7 protein-coding genes are annotated in these 13,921 nt (G+C 51.9%); 4 read left to right on the forward strand and 3 right to left on the reverse strand.

Features of this window, described 5'->3' with window-relative positions:
- Positions 1 to 268: 268 nt before the first annotated feature.
- Complete coding sequence (locus ACYVJM_RS15780) at positions 269 to 3,583, forward strand: efflux RND transporter permease subunit (RefSeq protein ID WP_461149191.1); 3,315 nt, start codon at positions 269 to 271, stop codon at positions 3,581 to 3,583.
- On the forward strand, positions 3,564 to 4,694 hold the full coding sequence (locus ACYVJM_RS15785; protein ID WP_461149192.1) for an efflux RND transporter periplasmic adaptor subunit: 1,131 nt from the start codon (positions 3,564 to 3,566) through the stop codon (positions 4,692 to 4,694). The genes ACYVJM_RS15780 and ACYVJM_RS15785 overlap by 20 nt, the downstream gene beginning before the upstream one ends.
- A 22-nt stretch (positions 4,695 to 4,716) precedes the next feature.
- Here the strand turns inward: ACYVJM_RS15785 and ACYVJM_RS15790 are convergent, their stop codons facing one another.
- Complete coding sequence (locus tag ACYVJM_RS15790) at positions 4,717 to 6,078, reverse strand: M24 family metallopeptidase (RefSeq protein ID WP_461149193.1); 1,362 nt, start codon at positions 6,076 to 6,078, stop codon at positions 4,717 to 4,719.
- Between the two features lie 210 nt (positions 6,079 to 6,288).
- On the opposite strand from ACYVJM_RS15790, the gene ACYVJM_RS15795 reads away from it, so the two are divergent.
- Positions 6,289 to 9,006 carry a DUF5686 and carboxypeptidase regulatory-like domain-containing protein gene (locus tag ACYVJM_RS15795; RefSeq protein ID WP_461149194.1) on the forward strand — a complete coding sequence of 906 codons (2,718 nt, stop codon included), beginning with the start codon at positions 6,289 to 6,291 and terminating at the stop codon, positions 9,004 to 9,006.
- A 102-nt stretch (positions 9,007 to 9,108) separates the two neighbouring features.
- Here the strand turns inward: ACYVJM_RS15795 and ACYVJM_RS15800 are convergent, their stop codons facing one another.
- Positions 9,109 to 10,854 (reverse strand): alpha-L-fucosidase, encoded by a 1,746-nt coding sequence (locus ACYVJM_RS15800; RefSeq protein WP_461149195.1) that lies wholly within the window; start codon positions 10,852 to 10,854, stop codon positions 9,109 to 9,111.
- Positions 10,855 to 11,627: 773 nt separating this feature from the next.
- Complete coding sequence (locus ACYVJM_RS15805) at positions 11,628 to 12,470, reverse strand: LysR substrate-binding domain-containing protein (protein ID WP_461149196.1); 843 nt, start codon at positions 12,468 to 12,470, stop codon at positions 11,628 to 11,630.
- 104 nt (positions 12,471 to 12,574) lie between these two features.
- On the opposite strand from ACYVJM_RS15805, the gene ACYVJM_RS15810 reads away from it, so the two are divergent.
- Entirely contained in the window at positions 12,575 to 13,918 is a 1,344-nt protein-coding gene (locus ACYVJM_RS15810; protein WP_461149197.1) for a proton-conducting transporter transmembrane domain-containing protein, read from the forward strand.
- The last annotated feature ends 3 nt before the right edge of the window (positions 13,919 to 13,921 follow it).

Below are 13,921 nucleotides of genomic sequence, written 5' to 3' on the forward strand. Positions count from 1 at the left end.
TTTTACTTATAGAGTAACCTGAGTAGAAAGTATGTCTATGATTTTATAGTAGAAAATGGTCATTAAAAGCCTCTAAAGGGGAGGAAGCAGACTGAAGTAGTATCGTATAAAATCCTTAACTTTCAGTATAATATACCGCTCTATGTGATGTATTGTGGAAAAAATTGGGTTTTATTCGATTTTGCTTTCGATCAGCCAACGAGTTGCAGGGAAGGAATTGACGAACTGGCTCAACAACGTTATTCATTTAAAATGATTTTAATTTAATATGAATTTGATCCGCTCTGCGTTACGAAAGCCAATTACTATTTTGGTGCTCGTAGCCAGCCTGTTTTACTTCGGTATAGGTGCAGTTCGCACGATTAAGATTGACATATTTCCGAACCTGAATCTGCCGGTTATTTATATTTCCCAACCGTTTGGCGGCTATACGCCAAACCAGATGGAGTCGTTTTTCGGGAAACAATACGTTAACCTGCTGCTGTATGTATCGGGGGTGAAAAGCATTGAGACGAAGAACATCCAAGGCATCACGCTCCTGAAGCTGTCTTTCTACGAAGGTACCAATATGGCCCAGGCGGCTGCGGAGGTGTCGGCCTATTCGAACCGGGCGCAGTCCAGCTTTCCGCCGGGTTCGCAGCCGCCGTTTATTCTCCGTTTTGATGCCTCTACGCTGCCGGTCGGGCAGTTAGTATTGAGCAGTCCGCAACGGACCAACAATGAGTTACAGGATTTAGCCAACGTCTATATTCGCTCGGGCTTTACGTCCATTCCGGGACTGGTGTCGCCCGCTCCTTTTGGCGGTAACGCCCGGTCTATTGTCATCAAAGCCGACCCGGAATTACTGCGGTCGCACAACCTGACGCCCGATCAGTTGGTGGCCGCCCTGCGGATCAATAACCAGGCAACCCCGGCGGGGAACGTGCGTATTGGCGACTTCAATTATTTTACGCCTGCCAATACCACCGTCAAAAATATTCAGGATTTCGGTGATATTCCGCTGTATACCGGAACCGTTCAAAACCTGTATCTGAAAGATGTAGCCACCATTGAGGATGGCGCCGATATCACACAGGGGTATGTGCTCGTGAACGGAAAACGCTCCGTGTACCTGCCCATCACCAAGTCGGCGGATGCATCGACCTGGGAGGTGGTGCAAAATCTGAAAGCCGCCCTGCCTCGTTTTCAGGCCCTCCTGCCCGAAGATGTGAAGCTGACCTACACCTTCGACCAGTCGGTCTATGTGATCAACGCGGTCGAAAGTCTGATGACCGAAGGGGCCATCGGGGCTATCCTGACGGGGTTGATGGTGCTGCTCTTCCTCGGCGATGTGCGGGGGGCACTGATCGTGATCATCACCATTCCAACCTGTATTATTTCCGGCGTTCTGTTCCTGTCGCTGTTCGGGCAGACGATCAATATTATGACCCTGAGTGGCCTTTCGCTGGCTATCGGGATTCTGGTCGATGAGAGTACAGTAACGATTGAGAACATTCACCAGCACATGGATATGGGCAAACCAAAGGCGCTGGCCATCTGGGATGCCTGTAAAGAAATCGCCTTCTCGAAACTGCTGATCCTGTTCTGTATTCTGGCCGTATTTGCCCCGGCTTTCACGATGACGGGTATTCCGGGGGCGTTGTTCCTGCCGCTGGCACTGGCCATTGGCTTCTCTATGGTGACGTCGTACCTGATGGCGCAAACGCTGGTGCCGGTACTGGCCAACTGGATGATGAAGGAACACCATCCCGCCAGCAATGGGAAAGCCAGTAAGCCAGAACCGGTCAATGGGCACGTAATAGCTGTCAACGGAAATGGAAAAGCGGCCGTCAATGGCAAACACAGCCAGGATGACATATTGCAGGAGAAGACGAAAATAGCGCACCGGATTGACCTGAATAATGATGGTAAAATCAGCTTTTTTGAGCGCGTACGGGCCCGTTTTGTGCGGTTTATCGGGCGGATGTTGCCGTACCGCAAAGTCATCGTAGGCGTCTATGTGGTCGGTGCGCTGGCGGTGGCCTTTGTGCTGATCAACTCTATCGGGCGCGATGTACTGCCTAAAGCGGGTGGGGGGCAGTTCCAGGTTCGACTGCGGAATCCTGACGGTACCCGTTTAGAGAAGACGGAAGCCACCATGCTCAAGACCATCGACGTGCTGAACAAAATGGTTGGCAAGGAAAACATCGAAATTACGTCCGCGATGGTGGGTATGCACGGGGCTCAGTTCTCAACGAGCCCCATTTACCTGTTCATGGCCGGACCGCAGGAAGGTGTTTTGCAGGTGAGCCTGAAAGACGATTACGATGTTGATCTGGACGAGTTGAAAGATAAATTCAGGGCCAGCATGAAGAAAGCGCTGCCGGGCGTGAAACTCTCTTTCGAACCCATTGAGTTGACCGATAAGATTCTTAGTCAGGGGTCGCCCACGCCTATTGAGGTGAAGCTTTCGGGTAAGAACAAACAGCAGAACGAGGAGTACGCCAACAAGGTCATTGCCAAACTGAACAAGATTCCGTACCTGCGAGATGTGCAGATTGGTCAGGCTACAAAATCCCCGGCCATCAACGTGAACATCGACCGGACACGGGCGGCTCAACTCGGTACGGATATATCGGCCATTTCGCGCTCGTTGATTGCCGCTACGTCATCATCCCGTTATACTGAGAAAAGCGTCTGGATCGACCCTAAATCAAGCCAGACCTACACCGTTCAGGTGCAGGTTCCCGAAAACCGGATGACCAGCGTGAACGACCTGGGCGAAATTCCCATTCTGCCTAATTCGAACCGCCCGGTGCTCAGCGACGTGGCGACCTTGCAGGAGGGCACTACCTACGGTGAAAACGATAATATCGGAGCCATACCGGTACTGTCGGTAACGGCTAACCTGAATGATATTGACCTGGGTACAGCCGCCCGTGACGTTCAGAAAGCCATCGACTCGCTGGGTGAACTACCCCGTGGACTGACGGTGAAAATGCAGGGGCTGACCCAGGTGCTCATCGACACGCTCGATAGTCTGCAAACGGGCCTGATAACCGCCATTGTGGTTATTTTCCTGATGCTGGCAGCAAATTTCCAATCGTTCAAAGTATCGCTGGTGGTGCTGTGTACAGTACCTGCCGTACTGGTAGGCTCGCTGGTGCTGCTGATGCTGACCGGCTCAACGCTCAACCTGCAATCATACATGGGCATGATCATGTCGGTGGGGGTGTCGATTTCCAACGCCGTACTCATGGTGACCAATGCCGAGGAATTGCGGATGCGAAATGGCAACGCGCTGCTGGCGGCTCGGGAAGCGGCCTCACTGCGGATGCGCCCTATTCTTATGACCAGTGTGGCGATGGTGGTGGGCATGATCCCGATGGCGTCGGGCCTGGGTGAAGGTGGGTCGCAGTCGGCTCCGCTGGGCCGGGCCGTTATTGGTGGTCTGATTGCTTCGACCTTCGCGGCCCTGTTCATCCTGCCACTGGCCTTTGCCTGGGTACAGGGCAAAACCTCAACCGAATCGGTATCGCTCGATCCCGAAGATAAAGACAGTAAATATTACATTTCCCCCTCGTATGAAACCGTCACTAAATAAACCGGTACGCAGGCTGCTTGTGCTGACAGGCAGTTTGTTGCTGGCCATTACGTTAACGAATTGTCAATCTTCCGAAAGTAAGGCAGAAGCGAAAGAGGAAGCAGAAAAACCCGAAGCTCCGGCAGCGCTGGAAACGTTTCCGCTGTCGAAGGGTAAACTGGCTTCGTCATTGCACATCCCCGGCGAGCTGGTTGCGTTTCGTGACGTAGATATTTACGCTAAAGTGAGTGGCTTTATCAAATCGCTGCACGTAGATGTAGGCTCCGAGGTAAAACAAGGCCAGTTACTGGCCCTGGCCGAAGCTCCCGAACTGAGTGCCCAACTAACATCGGCGGAGTCGCGACTGAAAGCGCAGGAAGCCACATCTATCGGTAGCGGGGCCAATTACGAGCGGGTGCTCGAAGCCAGTAAATTTTCCGGAGCTGTATCGAAGAACGACGTCGATCTGGCCTTAGCCCGGCGTAATGCCGATCTGGCACAGCTGGATGCCGCCAAATCGGCTTATCGCGAAGTGGCTGATTTGAAGAAGTACCTCGAAATCAGGGCCCCCTTCAATGGAATTATCAGCGCCCGCAACGCCAGTACCGGTGCGTACATCGGACCATCGGGCAAAGGGTCCGAATTCCCGCTGTTTGTGCTGACCGAACAGAAGCGACTGCGTCTGGTGATCTCCGTACCGGAAGCGTATACCGGTTATGTCGACCAGAATGACGCCGTGAGTTTCACCGTCAAGACCTTCCCGGATAAGAAATTTACGGGCCAGATAAAACGCCTTTCCGGTGCGCTGGACAAGCGTCTGCGTGCTGAGCGGGTCGAAGTGGATGTTGTGAACAACGACCGAAAGTTGCTGCCCGGCATGGTTGCCGAAGTCGATCTGCCCTTACCGGCCAAAACGAGCACGTTCGTCGTGCCTAAATCCGCCATTGTCAACTCCTCGACGGGTGTCTTTGTCATCCGCGTCAACAACCAGAAAGCGGAGTGGGTACCCGTCAAGAAAGGACTGGAAGCCGATAATAAAATTGAGATATTCGGTGCCGTCAACGAAGGCGACAAACTGATCACATCGGCCACCGAGGAGGTAAGGGATGGTGCGTCGGTAAATGTAAAGTAGAGACGCACCATCCTTTGCGTCTTTACTTTACATACCCTAATTTCCTCGGAATGGTATAAATCTCCGTTTGCCGACCGTCGATGTAGCGGAAGGATTTGCCATCGAAAAAGCCGTCTTCTTCGAGCATGATGCGCACTACTTTTTTCCATTCCGGAATTTCCACGGCGGCATTGAGTTCGATGGAGTAGGCGGTGTTGGCTAATAACGGATAGTCGCCGGGGCCGGGAACACCCTTCTGTTGATCCCACAAACCAATCGTTGGCCCGGCCGCGTGCCCATGCACACCGATGGGGTGCGAGTAAATGGTGCCGTTAATTCCTTCTTTTTTCGACTGCTCCAGAGCCGCCAATAGCATCTGATTGCCGGTTTTGCCCGCGCTGAACTGCTCGGTCAGGATTTCCTGTAACCGATTCCCCTGTTTGAACGCGGCTTTGATGGATTCGGGAACGTCGGTTTCGCCGGGGCGCAGGATGTAGGCGTGTTGCTGCTGGTCGGTGTTCAGGCGCAGGTAGGTGATGCCGAAATCGACGTGGATCAAATCGCCGGGCATAATGACCTGCTTGTCGGGGCGTTTGGAGAAGGTCCGGAGGTGATTAAAATCTGTGTCGTCGGCTCGTTGCACATCGACTGTTGGATGAAACCAGGTGTCGAGTCCCAGGTTGGTAATGCGCTGCCGAAACCACCAGACCACATCGTCGGTTGTGGTCACGCCCGGCTGGATCACCTGCTCCGAGAAACCTTCCTGAATGATTTGGTGCGACAGGCGGCAGATGAGCGGGTAAATGGCCATCTCCTTTTCCGTCCGCGTTTCGAGCCAGCCAACGGCTACTTTCTCGGCTGAAACAATGCGTTTTTGGTAATCGCCGGGGAGTTTTTTGACGAACTCTTCATGCTCCGAGAATGAAAGCCCGTCGGCGTGGCCGTAATTGGTCGACATGTTCAGACCAATTTTCTTCGGCTTTCGGTCTTCAATAATCTTCGCCAATGCTTCCCACTGATTCGGTCGAACGTCGATATCCCAGGCGCCTTTCAGCAGGTTGCCCACATCGTAACGGGCAATGGCCAGCTTTTCAACTTCCTTCCCGTTATCGAAGAAAACGATGATTGTCCGCCGACGAGCCGAGAGCCACGTGCTGGGCAGCATGGTTCGCAAAACGGGGTCTTCGTTGTATTCGCGGGAGATGATCACCCACATATCGATACCCTCGCGACGCATAAGCTGAGGCAGAAAATTGGTGAAGCGGTCGTCCAGAATTTCGTCGATCACCCTTGAGCGGTCGCGTTCGGATAAAATAGTAGATGGGGAAGGGCTTTGTGCATAGGCGGTGCACAGGATAAGCGAAAATGTGAATAATTTTATCAGGAAGTGTACTGATCGGAGCATAGCGTTCAGGGTATCAACAGTTTGGGGCAAGATACATAAAGGCGTTAAAGATTTTTAACAGAAAGGCAGACAACGTTTCCCTTTCCATGTGCATCTTGCCTTTAGAGTAGGCATTTACCAGGTTGTCAATGGAAATTGATAAATCGTATAAAAAAGAGGCTCTACTCTCCGTTTACCATGTACTTTCGTACACTTGTCAACTCACGCTTCATGAAGTCTACATTACTGTTAGTCATTGCCTGTCTTTATTCGCTATCAATATTTGCCCAAACAGGGACAACCGGCCTGCGCGGGACCGTTAAAAATACGCAGGGCGATGTGCTTCCGTTTGCGGCTGTGATTGTCAAAGGCACCGACGCGTCTGCTAAGTCTACGGGTACGATTACCAATGCCGAAGGTCGGTATGAGATTGTCCTGGCACCGGGCAAATACAACATTGCCTTCCAATATCTGGGTTTCCAGACCATACAGAAACCCGTTGAGATCGGAACGGGCTTTACAACGCTGGATGCCACCCTGGAAGAACAGGCGCTCCGGCTGGCCGAGGTGCAGACCAAGGCGGGTAACGAAGACCCGGCCTATACCATCATGCGCCGGGCTATTGCCAAAAGTCGGTTCCACCAACTGCAGGTACAGCGCTTCAAGGCGCGGGTGTATACCAAGTCGTCGTTTACCGTTATTGATCTGCCGAATCTGGCCGAAATGGCCTTTCGAAAGCAACTGAAAGAGGCCGAAAAAGAAGCTAACTTTAAAGTGGGTGTTCCCCTGCTCAATGAAACCGTAGCCGAAGTAACCTTCAGCCAGCCCAATACCTACCGGCAGCGGATCATTGCCAACCGGAATTCGCAGGGCGATTTTCTCAGTCCGAACCAGTTTTATAATGCCAGTTTTTACAGTCCAACCATTGCCGGGGCGGTGTCGCCGTTATCGCCCAAAGCGTTTGCCTATTACAAATTCGAGTACAAAGGCACCTTTCGGGAGCCGGGTGGGGTAGAGGTGAGCAAAATCCAGGTGATTCCGCGTCAATACGGTGAGGGTGTTTTTCGAGGCACAATTTACATTCTGGAAAACACCTGGGCCATTCATAGCCTGCAACTGGAGACGGTCAATAACATTGGCGTGTCGATCACAGTACGGCATATCTGCACCCCCATTCAGGGCGTCTGGATGCCAACCAACCAGCGGTATGAAGGCAAAGGTTCGTACCTGGGCGTTAAAGCGACGGGCTATTACATCCGAAACCTGACCTTTAGCGAGTTTATTGTCAACCCGGCATTTGTTGAGGATATTGAAGTGGCCGACGAGAAGAAAGCCCCACCCACCCAAACCTTATCCAAAGGCGAAATTAAGGGCCGGAATATGGATGAGCTGGTGAAGAAACAAAAGGAGTTTTCGACCAAAAACCTGCGACAGATGGTCAAAGAATACGAAAAGCAGGAGAAACAGGCCCGTAAGAACCGGAAAGAAGACGTTACGGTGGTGCGCGATGATTCGCTGGTTATTGACTCGCTGGCACGCAAACGCTCCAATGTGTTCTGGGATTCACTGCGTTCGGTGCCGCTGACGACGGCCGAAATCAAGAGCTACCGAAAAGCAGATAGCCTGGGTTTGGTCAAAGAAATAAAGGTGCTTACGAAGGCGGATAGCGTGAAGCGCGACAGCCTTGCGTCGGCGAACAAGAAAAAGTCGCCCAATAAATTTTCACTAGGTCAACTGCTGAGCGGGCACACCTGGCGGCTTACCAAACAGAGCTCGCTGATCTACACCAGTCCGCTGGAACGCATCGAATACAATACCGTTGAGGGCTACACGGTAGAAGGCGCCTTGAACCTGCGTTACCGGGCCAAAGTCGATTCGGTGAATCGGTTTCGGCAAATTCCGTTGGGGGAGTGGAACATTGGCGGTACCGGGCGGTATCAATTCGGCCGTAAGGCGATTGTTGGGTACGGATTGGGAAGTTATCAATACAAAAGCACAAAAGTCAGCGTGTCGGGTGGGCGTTATCTCTACCAGTACAACCCGGACAACCCGATCAGCCCATTTCTGAATACGCTGACGACGCTGTTATTCGAACAGAATTTTGCAAAACTTTACCAGAAAGACTTCCTGAACCTGACCGTGACGGCCTCTCCGTTCAAAGAACGTATTTCGTTGACCGGTAGTCTGGAATACGCCCAGCGTTCCGAACTGGCCAATTATCGGGAGGACCTCAAGCCGTGGATCAACTGGCGGGGGCGGACGTTTACAGCCAACCGCCCGGATAACGCGGAGGTGGAAACGACTGCTTTCCCAACGCATAATGCTCTGTTGCTGAACCTGACTGCTTCGGCAAAACTAGGTGCTACACAGTACACCATCCGCAACGGTCGGCGAATTGCCCGGCGGGATAACGATGCGCCCCTGCTGACGCTGAACTATCGAAAAGGCATGCAGGATGTCGACTATGATTTTTTACAAGCCAGTATCAGCCACTCGTTCGAGACGGGCATTCGCAGCCGGTTGAATTATAAGCTCAGCGCCGGTTCTTTTCTAAACGACCGGCGGGTTTATTTTCCGGACTTCAAGCACTTCGAAGGAAATCAGTTTTTCTTCCAGCAGGGCGATGTGGTATCGACTTACCGACTGTTGCCGTATTACCAGTACAGCACAGCTAAACGCTTTGCCGAAGCCCATGTGCTGGCCGAGTTTCGTAAGTTTTTTGTGACGCAGCTAACGGTGGTCCGGCTGCTCGGCCTGAAAGAAAATCTGTTCGTGCATTACCTCTACACACCGGCATCGGAGAACTATACCGAAGTGGGCTATGGTCTGGATGGTCTGATTCCGCAGGTGCTGCCGTTCTTCCGGGTTGAAGTTATTTCGCAATGGCAGGACGCCAAATACCAGGGACTGGGTTTCCGGATCGGCACGACGCTGAAGTTCGGACGGTAGGACCTGGGTAGCCCGGACATGGACGTCCGGGCTACCCAGGCAATCTGGTTGACCGTTTTCCGCACTCGAGTGACCAATGACCGATTGCGCTGGCAGACCTGTTCAATTCTTTACTACGTCACCAAACAATTGGAACTCCCGAATGCCGGGCAAGCCCTTCGAGTCTTCGATAACCAGCCGAAACTTGCGGGCCAGTACCGGGCTAATGACTTTCGACCAGTTGCCCATTTCTGTATCCTGAGCTACCGTTACCCAGTTGCCCGCTTTTTCGTACTGTATAGAAAACGCATTTATTTTTGACTTTGGATAATTGAGTTCACTAACTGCCACCCGATTCACAGTTTGAGGTTTGCCCAGGTCAACTTCAAGCCAGCCGGTGTGCTGAAATAAATTCATACAGGTATCCGACTGGTAGTTTATCCGGCTACCGTAATACGCATCAAAATTCACGTCGGTCCGACGACCCATTTTCCAGTGTGTATTCGGGTTATCATCGACGGCGGCCGTTGCATCGTGCAAAAATTTGCCAACGGCGCTCGACGCCCGGACGTTCCGGGCGTAAGAAAGGGCGTTACTCGTCGAAAACGGCATGATAGGCGTCAGGGTTGCGGCCGGTCTGTCAAGCGTCAGAGCAACGACCGTGGCCACCAGATCGCGGCTTCCGGATGGCAGGTCGATGTACAGACCATCGGCTTTGTGAGCCACGGTAACCGGCTTTCCGCTCAGCAGCCGGGCACTTTTTACGGTCGCGTGCAGATGGGGCAACCGGATGCTGGCCGGTGCGTCCGGGAACAGATATACATACACCGTATTGCCCCGGTAAGCGCTTACATACTGTTTGCCAGGCGTGTAAGGCCCTCCCCGTGTTTTGTAAATGGCTTCGCTGTGGCGGCTTATCCAGTCGCCCATTTCGTTGGTACGCGCTATAAACGAAGCCGGGAACACGCCCGTGCTGTCGGGGCCGATATTGAACAACAGATTCCCGTTGCCGCCAATGCACCGGAGCAGGGTTTGTATACATTCGGGTAACGGACGGGGGGAATCGCCAAATTTCCAGGCCCACTGGTTCCCCATATTGGTACAGGTTTCCCAGGGTACCGTGCCGTATCCAGCCACAAAGCCTTCGGGCGTCGCGTAATCAGCATAAGGGCCAACGCGCGCGTGAGACTCGTCGGGGTTGAACGGCTCCAGTCGGTTATTGATGATGATTCCGGGTTGTAAACGCCGGGCCAGTTCATACACTGGTTTGGGATGCGTGGGGCTGGGGGCGCCTTCATAATCGATCCAGAGTACGCTGATTTTGCCATAGTTGGTCAGCAGTTCACGTACCTGATTCATCATACGCTCTACAAACACCCCGTTGGTTTTCGGATTTCGGCAATCGGGGTCTTTCCAGTCGGCAACGGAGAAATACCACCCAATGGGTAAGCCCGCTTCGTGGGCAGCCTCGGCCAGTTCCTTGCAAACATCCCGGCCAAAGGGTGACTGCATGATATTGTAGGTTGTCGTATTCGTGCTCCACAGACAAAAGCCATCATGGTGTTTGGCGGTTAGCACAATCTGTTTGAACCCATTGTCTTTAGCCATCTTCACCCACTGACGGGCGTTGAATTGGGTGGGGTTAAACTGGCGGTAGAGTGAATCGTATCGGGCCGGACCATAAGCCTGCCGCGACCAGCTGATTTCTTTCCCGATTCGGCTGACAGGACCCCAGTGAACAAAAAGACTAAGGCGGGCATCGCGCCACCATTGCAACCGCTGATCGGTAGAAGTTGATTGCTGAGCCAGGCCCTGACAGGCTAGTAAACAGCCAAGTAGGACGATGAACTGAGTTCGTAAAGTTGCCATAAATGGGTCAAATGGGTAAGGGTACGGATGATGCCTACCTCGGCACTACGGGTTGAAGTTATAAAAAAAGCCCTCATTTAGGTGAGTGGCTACTGATCCGCCGTCCTGCTTTAATGTTACCCCCACTCAGCCAATGCCCCTTTACAACAGGCAGTTAATGCAATTTGATGTAAGAGCGGTTAACTGACAAAAGCCTAGCAACCACCAGGCTTTTGTCAGTTAACCGCTCTTACTATAAGCGTAATCAATTTGCGCTTTATTTAAATACGCCTATTGGTTTCGTTATATTTTTATCTTTCCTTGAATGAGCCGATTCCTTGTTTTTAAGCGCATATACTAGTACGGATAATAGGGATAAACTCACCATAGCTACTAAGCCTATCAACAACTCCCCCATTTCTATGTAAGTCGACTCTAAAAGTCTGTAAGCTATTGCCACCAGTAACACGGTCAACAGCTGAGATATCGTGCGTTTTTCCATAAATAGACCAGATTCTAGAATTGTATACAGTTAATATTTTTTACATAAAATAAATATTTTGTTTACAATATTATAGATATGAATATAAAAAAACTAATTAAAATTTACGCTAGCCTCCAGGCTTTAGAAATGCAATACACGTAATAAGGTAAGTGACGGATGCGGGCTAACATGTGTTAGATCAAGTGACGGTTATAACGCTTGATTTTGTCATGCTTTAGGCGCGGCTAAGCGTCCGGATACTTTCCGGAGCCAGACAGCCCAAATAGGTATACTCACTAATAGCCTTCCCTTAATGCTTCAATTTGTGAAGGACAAATTCTTCCAGCGTATTAATGGCAGGGTTGGTTGCCGTGTGTTTGATCAGGGACACATGCGTATCGGCTAGCTTCGGTAGCCAGACAGCGTCCAGGGCTTGTAAATCGCCGGGAATCATAGTCTGGGGCATCACCGAAATGCCCATGCCTGCCCGTACAGCCGCTACTGCCCCGGCATAACTCGGGCTGGAAAAAACGAGCCGCCAGGCCCGGCCCGCCTGCTGTAAAGACTGAATGGCCGAGGCTCGATAAACGCAGGGCTGCGGGGCCAGCACCAGCGGAACCGGCTTCCGGGCGTCAACCAGATTGACATCGCCCACCCACCGCAGCGGTTCCGACCATACATCCAGACCATTGGGGAAGTCTTCCGGCCGGTTCATCTTCACCAGTACCAGATCAAACTCGTTCTGTTTGAAGCGATCGAATAGATTGAGGGTCAGGTCGCATTCGATATTGAGCAGGATTCGTGGATGAATACGGGAAAAGTCGGCCAGTACGTCGGATAAATACACGCTGGCAAAATTCTCGGGAAGACCAAATCGGACTTCTCCTTCGAGATCAGGTTCTTTAAACCGGTCGAGGGCTTCGCGGTGAAGCGCAAAAATTCGACGTGCATAGCCCAGGAAAATTTCTCCTTCGGGCGTCAGCGTAAAGGCTTTACCCCGCACCAGCAACGATTTCCCCAATAAGTACTCCAGCTTGGTTATCTGCTGACTAATTGCCGATTGGGTGCGGCTTACCCGTTCGGCAGCTTTCGTAAAACTCCCCGTTTCGGCAACGGCAATAAAACACTGCAAAGCGATGGTATCAATATTCATAAGAATTTCTAATGTAAAGTATTAGAATTTCGAGTTTTTCTAATATTAGGAAAGCTAATACATTTGAGCGCTGAAACAAAGATAACTTATAAAGAAACGATCTGATGAATCTATTTTTACCTGATAAGCTGTTCCATATCGACAGGCTGTCCATAACTATGATGGCGCTGGTTGTCTTCATTGGGTTATGCGTTGGCAGCTTTGCTTATCGATATCTGAAAGGGGACACGCAATACCGACAGTTTTTCATACGGCTTGCGGTACTGATCGGTTCGGTCATGATTATGGTCAGTGCGGATCATCTGCTGCTACTGCTAATGGCCTGGTGCCTGAGTAACGCGTTGCTGGTTCGCCTGATGATTTATAAAACGAGCTGGAAAGCCGCCAAAGCCGCCGGGCTGCTGGCCACAAAAAACTTCGTCTGGGGCGCCCTATGTGTAGCCAGTGCCTTCGTACTGTTTTATACGGCAACCGGAGAAACCAGCATCCAGGCCCTCATTCACCAGCCTGTGCTTTCCTCAACCACCTTACTGGCACTGGGCCTTCTGCTGATTGGAGCCATGACCCAGTCGGCCATCTGGCCCTTTCACCGCTGGCTGATTAGCTCACTCAATTCGCCAACGCCCGTTTCGGCCATCATGCATGCCGGGCTGATCAACGGAGGAGGGTTCTTACTTGCCCGATTTGCACCGCTGTATCTGCAAAGTCCGTCCCTGCTGAATGTAGTAGTTGTCATTGGCTTTTGTACCGCGCTGCTGGGCACCTTATGGAAACTCATGCAATCGGATGTAAAACGGATGCTGGCCTGTTCCACAATGGGGCAGATGGGCTTTATGTTCGTGCAGTGCGGATTGGGCCTTTTCCCGGCTGCGGTTGCCCATCTGGTTTGGCATGGTATGTTCAAAGCGTACCTGTTCCTGTCTAGTGGCAGTGCCGCTAAGGAAAAACGGGTAGACCAGGGCTATCCGCCCAGCCCGGTTGCCTTTATCGGCGCTCTGCTGTGCGGGTTGACCGGCAGTTTTAGCTTCGCCGTTTCGAGTGGTAAAGCCTGGATGGCCGGGGACACGACACTCGTATTGATCATCGTGGCTTTTCTGACCGCCAGTCAATTCGCCCTGCCGATGCTTCAGTCGAAACCGTTGCGAAATCTGCCTCTGGCCTTGGTCGGTACGGGTCTCTTCGGGGTAATTTATGGTGGCAGCGTCCAACTGATTACCTGGTTTATGGCACCGTTGGCGTTAATGCAACCACAACCCCTGAATGGCTTCCACCTGGCGGGCATAGTGGCCCTGACGCTGGCCTGGCTGTCAAGACTCTTCCTGCGAACACCTGAGACAGCAGCCTCGTCGCCCGACTGGATGTTGAAAGGCTACGTGACGGCGCTCAATGCGAGCCAGCCACATCCAGACACTATAACTACGCATCGTAACCAGTATCAGTATCAATAAGCC

The sequence above is a fragment of the Spirosoma pulveris genome (genome assembly GCF_054781875.1).

Excerpts from the sequence above, each read along its gene's own strand:
- ACYVJM_RS15780 (WP_461149191.1), top strand. The coding sequence starts at position 269 with ATGAATTTGATCCGCTCTGCGTTACGAAAGCCAATTACTATTTTGGTG.
- ACYVJM_RS15785 (WP_461149192.1), top strand. The coding sequence starts at position 3,564 with ATGAAACCGTCACTAAATAAACCGGTACGCAGGCTGCTTGTGCTGACA.
- ACYVJM_RS15790 (WP_461149193.1), bottom strand. The coding sequence starts at position 6,078 with ATGCTCCGATCAGTACACTTCCTGATAAAATTATTCACATTTTCGCTT.
- ACYVJM_RS15795 (WP_461149194.1), top strand. The coding sequence starts at position 6,289 with ATGAAGTCTACATTACTGTTAGTCATTGCCTGTCTTTATTCGCTATCA.
- ACYVJM_RS15800 (WP_461149195.1), bottom strand. The coding sequence starts at position 10,854 with ATGGCAACTTTACGAACTCAGTTCATCGTCCTACTTGGCTGTTTACTA.
- ACYVJM_RS15805 (WP_461149196.1), bottom strand. The coding sequence starts at position 12,470 with ATGAATATTGATACCATCGCTTTGCAGTGTTTTATTGCCGTTGCCGAA.
- ACYVJM_RS15810 (WP_461149197.1), top strand. The coding sequence starts at position 12,575 with ATGAATCTATTTTTACCTGATAAGCTGTTCCATATCGACAGGCTGTCC.